Origin of the sequence: Fructobacillus ficulneus (assembly GCF_001047075.2) — a bacterium.
GTDB lineage: Bacteria > Bacillota > Bacilli > Lactobacillales > Lactobacillaceae > Fructobacillus > Fructobacillus ficulneus.
Genome location: NZ_DF967986.1, coordinates 17834 through 32216, shown reverse-complemented (window position 1 = coordinate 32216; position 14383 = coordinate 17834). Strand labels below are relative to the sequence as shown.

At 41.5% G+C, this 14383-nt stretch carries 19 protein-coding genes and 2 tRNA genes; 3 read left to right on the top strand and 18 right to left on the bottom strand.

Annotation, left to right across the window (positions count from 1 at the left end):
• Window positions 1–4: 4 nt before the first annotated feature.
• On the bottom strand, window positions 5–634 hold the full coding sequence (locus AOQ29_RS00705) for a Rha family transcriptional regulator (protein WP_061992641.1): 630 nt from the start codon (window positions 632–634) through the stop codon (window positions 5–7).
• Between the two features lie 395 nt (window positions 635–1029).
• Complete coding sequence (locus tag AOQ29_RS00695; RefSeq protein ID WP_061992639.1) at window positions 1030–1224, bottom strand: helix-turn-helix domain-containing protein; 195 nt, start codon at window positions 1222–1224, stop codon at window positions 1030–1032.
• 146 nt (window positions 1225–1370) lie between these two features.
• Between AOQ29_RS00695 and AOQ29_RS00690 the strand changes: the two genes are divergently transcribed.
• Window positions 1371–2012, top strand: coding sequence for a helix-turn-helix domain-containing protein (locus AOQ29_RS00690; RefSeq protein ID WP_061992638.1), 642 nt, complete (start codon window positions 1371–1373; stop codon window positions 2010–2012).
• 62 nt (window positions 2013–2074) lie between these two features.
• Window positions 2075–2260, top strand: a complete 186-nt coding sequence (locus tag AOQ29_RS00685) for a hypothetical protein (protein ID WP_061992637.1) — start codon at window positions 2075–2077, stop codon at window positions 2258–2260.
• Window positions 2261–3488: 1228 nt separating this feature from the next.
• Here AOQ29_RS00685 and AOQ29_RS00680 read toward each other — a convergent pair.
• The 4 genes from AOQ29_RS00680 to AOQ29_RS00665 all read right to left on the bottom strand — a co-directional run bounded on the left by AOQ29_RS00680 (window position 3489) and on the right by AOQ29_RS00665 (window position 5123).
• Window positions 3489–3851 (bottom strand): DUF1304 domain-containing protein, encoded by a 363-nt coding sequence (locus AOQ29_RS00680; RefSeq protein WP_061992636.1) that lies wholly within the window; start codon window positions 3849–3851, stop codon window positions 3489–3491.
• Window positions 3852–3994: 143 nt separating this feature from the next.
• Window positions 3995–4339, bottom strand: a complete 345-nt coding sequence (locus AOQ29_RS00675) for a hypothetical protein (RefSeq protein ID WP_061992635.1) — start codon at window positions 4337–4339, stop codon at window positions 3995–3997.
• A gap of 313 nt (window positions 4340–4652) precedes the next feature.
• Window positions 4653–4740 (bottom strand) — tRNA-Ser (locus AOQ29_RS00670).
• A 53-nt stretch (window positions 4741–4793) separates the two neighbouring features.
• Complete coding sequence (locus tag AOQ29_RS00665) at window positions 4794–5123, bottom strand: hypothetical protein (RefSeq protein WP_061992634.1); 330 nt, start codon at window positions 5121–5123, stop codon at window positions 4794–4796.
• Between the two features lie 103 nt (window positions 5124–5226).
• Between AOQ29_RS00665 and AOQ29_RS00660 the strand changes: the two genes are divergently transcribed.
• Window positions 5227–5877, top strand: a complete 651-nt coding sequence (locus AOQ29_RS00660) for an NAD(P)H-hydrate epimerase (RefSeq protein WP_061992633.1) — start codon at window positions 5227–5229, stop codon at window positions 5875–5877.
• Window positions 5878–5913: 36 nt separating this feature from the next.
• Here the strand turns inward: AOQ29_RS00660 and rlmH are convergent, their stop codons facing one another.
• From rlmH to recR, 12 genes are all read right to left on the bottom strand, one after another.
• The gene (gene rlmH / locus AOQ29_RS00655) at window positions 5914–6393 is read right to left on the bottom strand and encodes a 23S rRNA (pseudouridine(1915)-N(3))-methyltransferase RlmH (protein ID WP_061992632.1); all 480 of its coding nucleotides are present in this window, start codon (window positions 6391–6393) and stop codon (window positions 5914–5916) included.
• 525 nt (window positions 6394–6918) lie between these two features.
• The gene (locus tag AOQ29_RS00650) at window positions 6919–7668 is read right to left on the bottom strand and encodes a M15 family metallopeptidase (RefSeq protein WP_061992631.1); all 750 of its coding nucleotides are present in this window, start codon (window positions 7666–7668) and stop codon (window positions 6919–6921) included.
• A 66-nt stretch (window positions 7669–7734) separates the two neighbouring features.
• A tRNA-Lys gene (locus tag AOQ29_RS00645) sits at window positions 7735–7807 on the bottom strand.
• A 68-nt stretch (window positions 7808–7875) separates the two neighbouring features.
• Complete coding sequence (locus tag AOQ29_RS00640; protein WP_061992630.1) at window positions 7876–8754, bottom strand: ROK family protein; 879 nt, start codon at window positions 8752–8754, stop codon at window positions 7876–7878.
• A 164-nt stretch (window positions 8755–8918) separates the two neighbouring features.
• Complete coding sequence (gene galE / locus AOQ29_RS00635; RefSeq protein WP_061992629.1) at window positions 8919–9914, bottom strand: UDP-glucose 4-epimerase GalE; 996 nt, start codon at window positions 9912–9914, stop codon at window positions 8919–8921.
• Window positions 9915–10673 (bottom strand): acyl-[acyl-carrier-protein] thioesterase, encoded by a 759-nt coding sequence (locus AOQ29_RS00630; RefSeq protein WP_061992628.1) that lies wholly within the window; start codon window positions 10671–10673, stop codon window positions 9915–9917.
• A complete protein-coding gene (gene rsmI / locus AOQ29_RS00625; protein WP_061992627.1) occupies window positions 10666–11574 on the bottom strand; it encodes a 16S rRNA (cytidine(1402)-2'-O)-methyltransferase in 909 nt (302 codons plus the stop codon). Before rsmI ends, AOQ29_RS00630 begins: the two co-directional genes overlap by 8 nt.
• A gap of 6 nt (window positions 11575–11580) precedes the next feature.
• A complete protein-coding gene (locus AOQ29_RS00620; RefSeq protein WP_061992626.1) occupies window positions 11581–12540 on the bottom strand; it encodes a hypothetical protein in 960 nt (319 codons plus the stop codon).
• Window positions 12540–12863: a cyclic-di-AMP receptor gene (locus AOQ29_RS00615; RefSeq protein ID WP_061992625.1), complete on the bottom strand. Its 324-nt coding sequence runs from the start codon at window positions 12861–12863 to the stop codon at window positions 12540–12542. Before AOQ29_RS00615 ends, AOQ29_RS00620 begins: the two co-directional genes overlap by 1 nt.
• A gap of 4 nt (window positions 12864–12867) precedes the next feature.
• Window positions 12868–13500, bottom strand: coding sequence for a dTMP kinase (gene tmk, locus AOQ29_RS00610; RefSeq protein ID WP_061992624.1), 633 nt, complete (start codon window positions 13498–13500; stop codon window positions 12868–12870).
• 10 nt (window positions 13501–13510) lie between these two features.
• Window positions 13511–13777 carry a DUF2508 family protein gene (locus tag AOQ29_RS00605; protein ID WP_061992623.1) on the bottom strand — a complete coding sequence of 89 codons (267 nt, stop codon included), beginning with the start codon at window positions 13775–13777 and terminating at the stop codon, window positions 13511–13513.
• Window positions 13777–14382, bottom strand: coding sequence for a recombination mediator RecR (gene recR, locus AOQ29_RS00600; protein ID WP_061992622.1), 606 nt, complete (start codon window positions 14380–14382; stop codon window positions 13777–13779). The genes AOQ29_RS00605 and recR overlap by 1 nt, the downstream gene beginning before the upstream one ends.
• Between the last annotated feature and the right edge of the window lies 1 nt (window position 14383).

The following is a 14383-nucleotide window of genomic DNA, read 5'->3' as shown; positions in this document are numbered from 1 at the left end:
TTTCCTAAATATCAGCAAACAACTTTGCTTTGATGTCTTGGTATTCGTTGCCATCCATAATAAACAGGGCAATATTTTGTTTTGCTCGCTCCAGGCGCTCCTTCTGACTGTTGTCTAGCGCCTCTTCTGGTTTGTTCACACCCTTAGCCTTTTTGAGTTGCTTGGGTGTCATGCCCGTTACATACTTATAGGCTAGTTGGTGGTAATTGCTGTAAGCGTGTGGGTCATTGGGTAGCTCTTCCTTAATCGTTTCGGCTAGGCTAATATTGGCCCGCTTGTTAAGTTCTCGGCTTAACTTTGCCTGATCTAGTTCCTGCTTCATGCTGTAAAAAGCCTTGACCAATGCCTTTTTAAACTTCTTTACCTGCGGTGTGTTTCGGAGGTAAGTGATTAGCAGGGTAGCTTGTGGCTCATTAAGTTGGTAAACCTTTTTAGGTTGTCCCCCTACCGTGCCTTTTTGAGGTACTACCATTTCAAATGGTAATACCCCCAACTCTTTTAGATCATCTTGATTATTTCGCACTGACTCATACACTGACTTATATTTAATGCCTGTATATTCAGCGATTACTTCGGTTGTAGTGTAAAGCTTTGCTTTAGCTCCAATTCCTTTAAAAAATACCAACTCTTCCATACTGCATATTCTCCTTTAAATACATGACAGAGCTAAAAACTTCTTTGCTGTACTCATTGTTGCCCATTGTGATCCCGCCCCTTTTTGTCTTGTCGTCCCAATTCAAAGCCGATTTCTAGGGCCACTACTGCTATACATGTGACTGTAACCAGCGTTGTAAAAATATTCCAAAGTTGCATACATCCCCCTTAATACCAGTTTTCAATAGCCTGGCTGATTTCGTCCCTGTCGTACCTATTACCAAAGTCGGTTAAGTGTGCGGTCACTCTTCCTGTGGCCACCAAGTGCCTGCGGAACGTATTCACGGAACAGCCTGCATACTTGGCCCCGTCTTTCAAATTGAGCCACCTAGGCCACTCTGTGACGGTCTGTGATGTCGTGTGTTGGTCCATTGCTTACACCTCCTTAAGCAACCAATCGTTTAACTTATCGAACGTACGTTCTTGTGCTGTGTCTACCTTGCGGTTAATAATTCGTGAGATAGTCACGCTATTAACTCCAGTCTTTTCTGCTAACTGCCCATAGTTTAGGCGCTCTCGTGCCTGTTTAACTGTCAAGGCGTCAACAAAGTTTTTCGTTAAAACTTTCATCCGTTCCTCCATCTTTACGTTTTATGTAAATCAACAAAACTAATCTTACTTTACGTTTTTTGTAAAGTCAATATTTTTTAATATTTATTTTCGTTTTTCGTAAATAATGTTATTATTCTTGTAGACAAACAGTAGGAGTTATTACATTGGAAAAAAACAGAATCAGAGAACTAAGAGAAGAAGAAGGACTAACACTTAAACAATTGTCCGAAAAATTAGGTGTTACATATGCCACCCTTTCTAGATATGAAACTGGAGTAGTTAAAACGGGTAAGCATGAAGTATGGCAAAAACTCGCTGACTTTTTCCATGTAGATGTTGATTTTTTACAGGGATTAGATATTGTTGATATCACTAAAGATACAACAGCCATATATCCAGAGCCTAAAACACCGGCAGATTTTAACGCTATGATAAATAATATTTTTCCAAGTTTTAACACTCAAAATGTGCTCAAAAATATTATCGAAAACACCATGAAACCCATAAAGGATGCCACAGAAAAAGCCCGTATTTCTTACAGTGCAAGATCAAGAAAACAGGCAAAAAAATTAGTGGCAAGAGTTAATAATGATGAATTATCTCTAGTTGAAAATATGTATGTTGTTTCAGTTTTATCACTACTATCTAATGGGGATGAAACAACATTGAACAACCTTGCATTCATCAATGAGTATCTTAATTTAGCTATCACAGATGGAGAGGTTTTTGATGATGAGACCTTTAAGCCTGAAATGATAAAAGCCTTTTCAGAAGTGCTAGAGTATCTTGAAAAACAAAACAAATAAAAAAAGCCCGCTATGGGGCTTACACGTTGAAAAACCTATTTTAAATATTCAAGGAGAAAAAAATGATTGCACTTATTGGATTGGCACTCGTATTTATTGGTATCATTATCCTTATTTTTGGTAGCATTGCACCACTGTTACGGCTCTACTTTGGCGATAAAAGTGTCATCACTCAAATCATCTGGGGTTCTTTGATTTTTATTTTAGGCGCTATTATCCTGCTTATAAACGCTATCCATATGAGCTAATATAGAAAGTTGTAAGGCATTATGCCTTTTATTGAATGACTATTTTTAACCCGTAGGCACACCTACGCCTGTAAGTTGCCACTAATGGGGATGGAATAATTACAAATGTAGGCACACCTACAATAGTCTCCCACTCGTCTACTCATTCAGCATTCACATTTGTGTGAGTGCTTTTTATTTTGCTATGTGTTTACAATCAAACCCCTTTTCGACTTTTTGAACAGAATATAAAGGTGTGACCTTGTGACTTTTTTGTGACCTTTTCGGGTGCACCCTTTTTTTATTTTTGTGTGCACACCTTTGCGCCTTATTCATAGCCCTATACTGAAAAATGCTAGGAATTGCTAGGATTATTTGGGTTTAAAATACTGACATTTACTAACATTTTATATCCTGCAAATACTAGTAATTACTAGCAACCATTCCCACAATAAGGGCGCTTAAACCAAGTTTTAAAGCCTGTAACTATGTAACTTTTTGGGTGTAACCTTGTGTAACTTTTTTTATGCAACCTTTTGCAACCATCCCCCAAAAAGGTTGCAACACTTTCTGCAACGTTGCAACGCTTTTAACGGCCTTTATTCACTGATCTGGATGGCTATATATTGGCCTTCATATACTACAAAACACTGCAATTACATGCTAAGAAATGCTAAGGTTCACACTGGAAAATACTGGAATAAATGTTAAGAATTGTTAAGGTTAAATGTTGGAAAATGTTGGGATAAAATGATGGTATTAGTTGGTATAAAATACTTACTTTTACTCACATAAATGATAGCTTTTGATAGCATTTTTAATGACAGGTTTTCACAGGTTTTAATGTCATGTTTTGACAAGTTTTAGTAATAACACATATTAGGTTTTATTAGGTTGTAAGCATAGGTTTTTATGTCAAGTTTTGTCAGGTTCTAGATGTTGGCATTTGTTGGCATAATTAAGCACAAAAATAGCCCTACTCGATTGAGTAAGGCTTTTTCTTTCAGGGCGTGGATGTAAGCACACCCTGCCTTTTTATGTGGGGATGATCTCACAACAGCACCTATATGTGATGTTGTTAAGTGGGAACAATTTCTATTTTCGCCAATCGTGGCGAACATGCTAGATTTTTCTTTTTCGACACTTCTGTCGAGAGTTTGACCATGTGACAAGAAAAGATAAGCTGGCATAACGTTTCGTTATGTCAGGTCTAAAAAGATGATTTACTTTAAAAAAAGCACAAATCGCCTTAAAGGTGTTCTAACAGTATTAATAGAATCGTTAACATAGCTAACCCTGACTGTTTAAAAACGAGAGTCTTATTCCCACTCGATAGGCTGCCATACAGTGCTACTAAGACGATATAAATCATGATCGGTAACAGCATTTCTGGCATAAAAAGAACAGCGTATAGAATTCCCACACCAATCAGACCATTGTAGACTCCTTGATTTTTAAATAACGTTTGCAAATTTTTATCTGCTAATATCTCACTCGATAAATTAAAAACCCGCGCGGTCTCTTTTGATTCAGTAGCAAATGTTTCTAAATACATAATATAAAAAAATTCTAACGCAACCAAAGTGCTAAAAATATTTACTAAATATATCATATGTCCTCCCATGGGTATATATAATTCTACCAGAATACTAAAACAATAGTATGGGGTCGCATTTCACGACCTTAGAAATATGCCCACACTTCTCAAGTACCAAATCAGTACTACAGGCATTCCGCCACTTCTGGCGGAGATAACTAACTAACTTGTTTGATCCGCTCGGGCTGTTCGATTGACTTTGCCAACCTGTTCAACTCGTTGTTTACCTCTTGAATCACAGCAGTAGGAGCTACAACGTTGTAAGACTGACCAAAGGGGATGCGCTCTCTATAATGCTCACGCTCCATATTAACAATTTCTGGGGGTAGTGTGGCTGTATAGGCATCAAAAACACGGTGTACCTCTATCCAAAAATTATAATTTTCTTCTGCGTACCGATCTTTAAAACTGCCTTGCCCCTCTTCCTTTAAGTTTTCAAGTCCATCTAGTGACCACTTACCGTAACCCGTGAAGTAATGCCTTATGATATTACGCTGTTTCATGTCATCCCCCAATAGCTTTTAAGATAATTATACAGGGCTGACAATTAGACAACTTGAACAGGCGTGTTCGCAAGCACGGTTGTTAGTTAGGGAAGCATTTCTTTATGTAAGGTTTTTCTGCACTTTTTAAGTTATTAGAGCAACAAAAAAAGCGACCAGAGGGCCGCCACAGAGCTAGAACATGCTTATTTTTTTCTGTACCTTTTTCTGTACTTTTGCTTGATTTCTCTTGACTTCTCTTGATGACTCAAAAAATCAAAATCGCTTAAGACTGGGTTTTGTGACCCCTCTTGACTGCTCCTGATAAGCAAAATGGAGAAGAAGGGATTCGAACCCTCGCACGCTTTAACACGTCTACACCCTTAGCAAGGGCGCCTCTTCAGCCTCTTGAGTACTTCTCCATAACAGATAATATCATAACAGATTATTACCTTAACGGCAAGCGTTTAGAATACTATCGAGTAATTAAAGTTTTCAATTCGTCGTTGAAATAATCCCAAACACCCTGGTCATTCTTTTTAAAATCATCAACAAAGTTTTCACCCTTTGGCTTGATTGTACCAACTAAGTCGCTGTACATATCATAAATGTCCAGTTCTTTTTGGTCGTTCCATTTAACACTATAGTAAGTGTTATCCATCCGGTACTCCATGATTTGTTCCAAACCACGGCGTAAGGTTCTTTCAACGACCTGGTCTTCAGTGACTGCCTCGCCACGAGCATTTAAAATGGCGACCTGGTCTTTGACCTCTTGGTAGTCATCCGCTACTTCCATGTTATCCATATTTATTGCCTCCTAATTATTCTTTTTTCTTCTTATATATTATAATGAGTTGTAGTACAACTATTTGCGACTAAACTATATCTATTATACTAAGGTGAATTCAATGAAACAACTCGTGACAACAGATGAAATGCAAACCCTTGACCAGCACACCATCACTGAAGTCGGCCTCTCTGTGGACGTCTTGATTGAACGAGCAGCCTTAGCTAGTTTAGAAGTCCTTGGAGCTGGCAACTATGACCTTTCCAATGTCTTGGTCTTGGTTGGACTTGGTAATAACGGAGCTGACGGCATTGCCCTAGCCCGCCTCCTTCACCAATTAAATATTCCTGTTACTTTACAATTTGTTGGTAATGTTAATAAAGCCAAGGACACGGTTAAGCGACAGCTTAAAATTGCTCAAGCTTGCGGGGTTCCTCGGTCAGAAAAATCTGATTTTAAGCAGGCTTCATTGATTATTGATGCCATCTTCGGTACCGGTCTGAACCATGACCTACCAGATGGTCTCCAAAAAATGGTTAAAGCTGCTAACCATATCGAAAGCACCGTCGTTGCCTTAGATGTACCAACCGGTGTTGATGGTACTTCCGGACAAGTAATGGGAGCGGCCTTAAAGGCTAAAACGACCATCTGCTTTGCCTTTGGCAAGGCAGGGCTCTTTAAGGGCCAAGGTAAAAAAATGGCGGGACAAGTTCTTGTAAAAGATATCGGTATCGTTGTCCCTAACGATTTTAAATTCTCAACCAATAATTAACATTATTTAAGTGACCTAGCTAGGCTAGGTCACTTTTTATTTATGGTAAGTCGAACCAGCCGAAATCATCATTGCCCGGTAAATTTGTTCTACTAAGACCAACCGCATCAATTGGTGCGGTAACGTTAGTAAGCCGAACGACAAGAGCATATTTGCTCGTTTTTTAATCACCGGATCAAGTCCCAATGACCCACCGATAATAAAAGTAAGCGTTCCGTGACCAGAATTTTTTGCACTTTCTAATTTATCTGCCAGTTTTTCAGATGGAAGCTGCTTTCCTTCAATGGCCAGAACTACAACAAAATCACGGTCACCAATTTTACCTTGTATGCGGTCAGCTTCTTTAGCCATGATCTGTTGATTTTCCGCTTGTGACGCCTTTTCTGGCGTTTTTTCGTCTGGCACTTCAATCATCTCAACTGTGCCAAAACGATTCAGTCTTTTACAATATTCCGCAATGCCTTTTTTTAAATAATCTTCCTTCAATTTTCCAACAGTAATGACTTTAATTTTCATTTAAATTTCTCTTATGTTTTTGGTCTAAACCAAGAACTTCTCCCCAATTTTAGTTTTTATACCCGTATTTATCCACAAATATACTTATTACTTTATCAATATATCACTAATAACAGTGTCTTCTATCGAAGTTATCCCCAAAAGCACCACTTATCCACAGTTGACGGGGATAACTTTTCCATTCCTACAAAGCCCATTCCGAGCGGATTTTATCTTTTTTATCCCCCTTTATCCCCAATCTACTGTTGTGGTTGCACCGAGCACATTTGTTCGCTTCTATTCTAAATAAATATTCGGTTTTTACTTTTTGTTTCGCTTCTATTATCTCATTTATCTGTTACAATCGCACTTTCAATTCAAAATATCCGAATACTTTTCGGCATTCAACGGTCGTCCACACATCCTCCTCAATGACAAGCGAACACCCATTCCAAAATTGGTATAGTTGCTATCTTTATTTATTTTCTTACAAATTAAAAGCAATAAAAAAGAGCCAATTATAAACAAAGGCTCTCTACCAATAAATCAACTATTTTGCTTTTTTACTTGAGCTAAATAGGCTTCCAATGTCAAATGATGCTTAGTGATATATTCAGCATTTTTCACACCCACGTACCGGAAATGCCAAGATTCATAAGCAATCCCTGTTTCACGGCGGTCCTCTTTAGTCGACCCATACCGCAAGATAAATCCGTATTCTGGTGCGTGCTTGATCAGCCATTGCTGCGAGGCAAACTGGTCCATCGCCCCATCTAATCCTGGATACTTAGCAAGGGCATCATTACCAGCCAAATCGATTGCTAGCCCTGTTTGGTGTTCTGATGAACCAGGTGTTTGAACAACTGCTTTGGTTGCCTTCTCTGCTGCCTCATCAGACATCCCCTTCGCCTTATTGCTTGCTAGGACATTGGCAAAGACCTCTTTTTGATATTCGATTGATCGATATCCCGAAACTAAGGTTGTTGCATAGCCCGCTTGTTGGGCCCCATTCATAAAATCAACAACGGCTTGCTGTATCTTGGCATTAACCGCCTTATCGCCAACATGCCCTTGTTCAAAAGACATTTCAGAACTTCTCGAATGTTGTTTATTAACTAACACTAAGTCCCAGTCAGTCGTTTTAACACCGGCTGGCAAGCCTTGCTTACTCGATTTTGACTGTTTCGAGTTCTTAGAACTAGTTGACGATGGGTGGCTAGTGACGGCCCAGACAGTAGCTGCAAGACCGATTGCAAGCAAGGCCGCTAATCCAATGATAAGATATGATTTTTTCATGACAAGCTTCTCTTTCTAAATTTTGTGTACAAAAAAAGCCAGGTTTCCCTGACTTTTTCATTATGATGGTCAGCCAGGGGCTCGAACCCTGGACCCACGGATTAAGAGTCCGTTGCTCTACCAACTGAGCTAGCTAACCATGATGTCTTTCACAACAAAAGATATCATACCATGAATATGGCTTGTCAGCAAGCTTTTTACGCAAAATTAGCTAATTTTTTCTAATTTGCTTTGCGCCAGGTAGAAGCAACCAAGAATTCCAGCATTATCCCCAGTTGACACAGGCACAATGTAATCATCTAAATCAGGTGTTGCTAGGTAATTACTAAATTTTTCAGAAAATGCCTTACGTACTAATGGCAACAGGATTTCACGGTGAGGCACCCCACCACCAAAAATAATCTTATCTGGTCGAAGCGTAACCGTGAAATCAACAGCAGCCTGAGCAAGGTAATCTGCTTCGATTTCCCAAGCAATATCATCATCTGACAAATCCTTGGCAGTCTTTCCCCAACGTTCAGCCATTGCTGGCCCTGCAGCCAGTCCCTCCAAACAACGGTCTTGGTGGAATGGGCAGTGACCCTTGTAAGTATCTTTAGGGTGCTTTTGCATCATCAGATGACCTGCTTCGGGATGACCATAACCGGAAAGCAATTCACCACGGTTAATGATTCCTGCTCCAACACCGGTCCCAACAGTTAAGTAGACAAGCGAATGATCTGGTTCAATGGCACCGGTCTTATATTCCGCCCAAGCAGCACCATTGACGTCTGTCGTCCAGAAGTAAGGCAAGTCTCGCCAGGCCTTCATCCGTCCTAAAACATCGTAACCTGACCAACCACGTTTTGGTGTATCCAAAACTCGACCATAGGTCCTTGATTCGGGGTTAATATCAATTGGTCCAAACATCGCGATTCCAATCGCCTTGATGTCTTCGTATTGGTCAAAATAGGCAATCACCGCATCCATTGTTTTCTGACCATCTTCGGTCGGAATTGACTGCCGGTCAACAATCTTCATGTCTTCATCACAGACAGCAACAACAAACTTTGTGCCGCCGCCTTCGATTGCTCCTAATAGTGCCATATTTAACTCCCTTTCCGCTTTTGTTTGAACCTTAAATTTTTTAAAAATGTGAGGTTCTTTATCTATATTGTAAGCGTTTACAGGTAAATCTTCAACTCTTTCTTTCATTTTAATGTTTTTTATTGCGAAATGGAATAAAAAAAAGCCCAATTGGGCTTTTAATTTTACTTACGGTCATCATAACCATTTGGATGGAGTTCTTTCCAATTCCAAGCTGTCTTAATAATGTCTTGAACATTGTCGTACTTTGGTTGCCAACCAAGGACTTCACGAGCCTTTGTTGAATCGGCAACTAGGATATCAGGATCTCCGGCACGACGAGGGCCAACCTTGGCTTCAATATTAACACCAGTGGCTTCGCGAGCTGCTTCCACCATTTCCTTAACAGAGAATCCTGTCGCAGAACCCAAGTTAAATTGAGCTGAATCCTTACCCTGACCTAAGTAGTCCAGGGCTAGGATATGAGCATCGGCCAAATCAACGACGTGGACGTAATCGCGGACGTTAAAGCCATCAGGAGTGTTATAGTCGTCTCCAAACATTTCGATGTAGTCACGTTGTCCTGCAGCTGCCTGCAAGATGATTGGTACTAGGTGGGTTTCAGGGCCATGGTCTTCACCGATTGATCCATCTTCCAAGGCACCAGCGACGTTGAAGTAACGCAAGGCCACCCATTTGATACCGTAGGCTGAATCAGCCCAAGCCATCATCTTTTCCATCATCAACTTTGATTCCCCATAGGGGTTGATTGGATTTTGTGGGTCAGTTTCCTTGATTGGAATGTTAACGGGGTTACCATAAGTAGCGGCCGTTGATGAGAAGACAATCTTCTTCACATCGTGTTCCTTCATGACTTCCAACAAAGTGACCATTCCGGCAGTATTGTTATCGAAGTACATCAATGGTTCAGCAACTGATTCAGGCACGATTGAAAAAGCGGCAAAATGAACAACGGATTCGATGTTTTCTTTTTCAAAGACCGCTGACAAAGCTTCCTTATCACGGATGTCAACTTCGTAGAACTTAGCTTCCGGTGCTAAGGCACCACGATGTCCTTTAACCAAGTTATCAACGACAACTACATCTTGTCCTTGGTCAAGCAAACGACGAACCATGTGTGAACCGATATACCCGGCTCCACCTAATACTAATACAGACATTTATTTATCCTCACTAATTTGATTGGGGACTGAATCCCATGTAATCATTGCCTCAGCGGCAATGCCATCTTCTTTTTGAACTCGATGTCTAGACACATTATCGGCTAAAATCGCCTGCGACTCAACCCGGTGGCCATAATGGACTTCATTTTCATAACGAATCGTCACCGCTGTCGCCTCATGGTCTTTAACAAAGTCCAATGGCAAAACATCCAGCATCCACTCCAAATACTTCGAATTATTAACATGACGGTTGCCGTCAATGTCCAAGAAGCGGACTTGGTATGGACGTGTCATTTCGACTTCATCATCTTTGATTTTATCAATTTTAACCATTTTTGATAAGCGGCGAACTTCGTCACCTCCGTAAGGGACAACTAGGTCTTCGGGCAGCTTTTGCATTCGCCGGGTCTCCAAGTCAATCAAGGCCCAGAGTGAATCAATATCAATGATGACTTCACCTGCCTCATCCTTAATTAAGAAGCCACGCATGGCAAAGAAAGAGGACCACTCACCAGCCTTAGTTTCAATCGTAATGGTTTCCCCTAGGCTAGGACGGCGGTTAATTTTCAGGTCGTATTGTAAAATAACCCAACCTAATCCACGGCGGTCGGTCTCACGGTAGCCAATCTTAAGGTGCTCACCTTGAAGCCGGGAGCACAAGATTGCTAAGTTCAAGACCATTGGTAATGACAACTTCCGCGTTAAATCAACTTGGTAGTATTCAACGGGTCGGTTAATTGAAAAGATATCAGCCATGGTCTTCCTCGATTTGATGGTAAATTTTGTAAACTTCTTGGCGGTTCATTTCCCGGTCCTTAGCAACTTGCTTAATCGCTTGATTAGGCTTTTGACCACTCTCAACTAAGGCTTGCACTGCTTGCGCAACCGGCAAGTCACTCGTATCCGTTTCCTGGTCAGCATCCCCGGCCGTAATTAGCTTTTGGTCAGCGGGACTTGCTCCCGAAACCATCAGCACAAACTCGCCACGGGCTTGATTTTCTTCAAACCAGGCCAACAGTTCCGCCGTCGTTCCCCGTAAAAACTCTTCGTAACGCTTGGTTAATTCCCGGGCTAAAACCAGCTGACGGTCTGGTCCGCAAACCTCCAAGAAGTTAGCAATCGTTGCTTTCAATCGGTGGGGGGCTTCATAAAAAATCAACGTCTCTGGCCGCACAGCCAGAGTCTGAATTTCTTGGATTTGCTCCGTCTTTTTTCTTGGCAAAAAGCCATGGAAATAAAATGGTTGTGGTACTAATCCAGAGGCAATCAAGGCCGTAATCCCGGCTGAAGCACCTGGAATAGGAACCACCGGGATTCCAGCAGCAATTGCTTGAGCCACTAGTTCCTTCCCAGGGTCAGAGATTGAGGGCAAACCCGCGTCTGATACCTGAGCAATTGACTGGCCTGCTAATAAATCTTGGACCAATAATGGTGCTTTCTCCTGCCAGTTATGTTCATGTAAGGCAGTTTTTTTGGTGTGAATATCAAAATGATTAAGTAGTAATTGCGTGTGCCGAGTATCTTCAGCCGCAATTACATCAACTTCTGACAAAGTTGTGACCGCCCGATTCGACATATCTTGTAAATTACCAATTGGCGTCGCGACCAGGAATAAGGTCCCGACCGTTTGTTGTGAAAAACTTTTTTGTATTTGCATAAAAACCTATCCGAGAATCATCGTCATTTCTAATCCTAATTTTTCTAGCCGACTTTGCCAAGAAATATTAACCGTCCGCAATTTATCCGCCTCTAAGATCAATTCACTAACCTGTAAAAGCTGGTCTGCAGTATATGTTTGGTTCATTTTTTGGTAAAAACCAACTAAATTCGGAAAATTAAGCTGACTCTTATCCACATAGGAATAAAGCGTCAAATCCCGTCCCAATGCCTGTAGCCAGGCTAAAACCTGGCCCTCTTGTTCACCGGTTGTAACCATTGGTAATAGCTCTTGTTGTAAGTAGGCCATCAAGGAAACGTCAGCCCGCATAGCCTTTTCAAACCATTTAACAGCGATTGGTTGTGCCTGGTTTAAAAACTCTTGTCGAGCCTCAACATGACTTTGATTAATTGCATCACTGGCATGCAAGGTCACAAGTTGGGCTCGAGACTTAATCGTCGGCAAGACATCTGCTACTCGATTAGTCAACAGCAGAATCAATTGAGGCCCTGCTGGCTCTTCAATAAATTTTAAGAGCGAATTTGCTGCAGCTGTTGTCAGTGTTTCTACCTGGTCAATCACGAAGATTTTTTTAGAACCTTCCAGGGCAGTAGTCGTCAATTCTGGTACAAGGGCCCGAATTTGAGCGATTTTAATGGCTGCCCCAGGCTTCTCGGCTAGAACCGTAATAAAATCAGGGTGATCAAAAGCCGCGATACGTTGCTTGGTGAGCGAATCCCGTCCCAAAACAAAAGAGGCTAAGCTTTGTGCCAGAGCAAGCTTTTCTTCTTGTCCCGGTCCACCAATTAGGTATAAGTGTGAGAGCCGGTCTTCGGCTACCACCTGTTGAAATTGGCCAAAGTTATCTGGGTAAGCCCTTTCTGCTCGCCCTAAAAAATCTGTATCAGCTAAGACAGGTGTATTATTTTCAGGGTTCGCCCCCTTTATTTTTCCCTGCTTAGCCATTAAAACTGGTAGAAATCATCAATCGTTTGCGTGAAGACAGTGGCGCCTCCAACCTCAATTTCGACTGGAAAGGCACCGGTTCGTTCACCCTCAACACCAATTGGTGGGACCATGAACTGCTTACGCTTTTGTGAGACTTCTTTGATAATCTGTAAAACTTCTTCTACTCGGTTTTCATCAATGGCGATAATGAAGGTGGTGTTACCAGACCGTAAGAAACCACCTGATGTGGCTAATCGTGTTGCTTGAATCTTAGCCTTCACAAAAGCATTGGCTAACTTAGTTGCATCTTTATCTTGAACAATTGCGTTTACTAACTTCATTTTCTTACCTCCAGTGTGTTTGTAAGATTTCCTGAACTTGAGCAATAACACGATCTAAGTCTTGATTGGCATCCACGAGTTTAATTCGCTGTGGCTGCTCATCAACTAATTCTAAGTAGGTCCTGCGAACCTGTTGGTGAAAGGACAAGGCCTCTTCATCCAATCGATCAATTTTGTCCTGCCGGTTTTCAAAAATCCGCTGCAAGCCAATCTCCACCGGTAAATCAAGATAGATGGTTAGGTCCGGCATCCGTCCTTGAATCGCAAATTCATTGAGTGCCCTAACTTTATCCATCCCCAGTCCGCGACCGCCACCTTGGTAGGCCAATGAGGAATCCAAGTACCGATCTGAGAGAACCACTTTCCCAGCAGCAAGGGCTGGTTGAATCGTCTGTACTAGGTGTTCCCGCCGAGAGGCTGCTAAGAGCAAGGCTTCGGTCCAGCCATCCATGGCAGGCGTTGTTTTCGTCTGCAGGATTGATCGAATCCCTTCGGCAACCTGGCTACCACCGGGTTCTCGAGTTAATAAGACTTCTTGCCCCGTTAGCTCCGCCAAAAACGGTTGAATCGCCTGAATAACGGTTGTTTTTCCCGCCCCCTCGGGCCCTTCAAATGATAAAAATTGCATCTTTGTCATTTTCGAACTCCTAATCTTGTGGCTGATGGAACAAGAGTGGATTTTTAGCCACAGTCTTGCGCCGCCGAGCTTCGTTGTACAAGTAACTAAACTTGGCCTTTTCCATTGCTGTTTGGGCTTGAATTAGGTGACCATTGACCCGAGAATCAATTAAGGCAACTTCAGATTCCTGTGCTTGTTGATAGTTTACCCGAGCTTCATTAACCTGACGTAAAAGTATTGCATCATATTCATCCTTCAATTGACGATGAGTATTTTTCTTTTTTTTGTTAAACATTAGAGCTCATTTCTGCCTTCAATTGACTTAATTAAAGTCAATTGGTCTGCGTAATCAATGTCTGCACCAACTGCCAAACCAGTTGCCAAGCGCGTTACCTTAATATTAGCTGGCTTTAATAACCGGGCTAAGTACATCGCCGTCGCTTCACCATCCGTATTAGCATTCGTCCCAACAATCACCTCTTGGATAGCTTCATCCTTTGACAATCGTTTAATTAATGCTGGGAGGTTAATGTCTTCAGGCCCTGTACCAGAACTTGGCGATATAACACCATTTAAAACGTGGTAAAGCCCGTGGTATTCGCCAGTCTGTTCCATTGCCATGACATCTTTAGGATTTTGCAAGACTAAGACAATACTTTGGTCACGACTTGGATCTGAACAGATTGCACAAGGGTTTTCATCCTTTGTTGTTATATTACCGCAAATATCGCAAAATGTAATCGAATCTTTAACAGTTGCCAAGGCACTAGCAAAGTCCCTTACATCTTCTTGGTCCATTCCCAAGGTGTAAAAAGCAAGTCGACTGGCGGTTTTAGCACCAATACCAGGCAGCTTCGTATAAGAATCAATTAGTTTTGCAATTGGCTCTGGATACTGCATA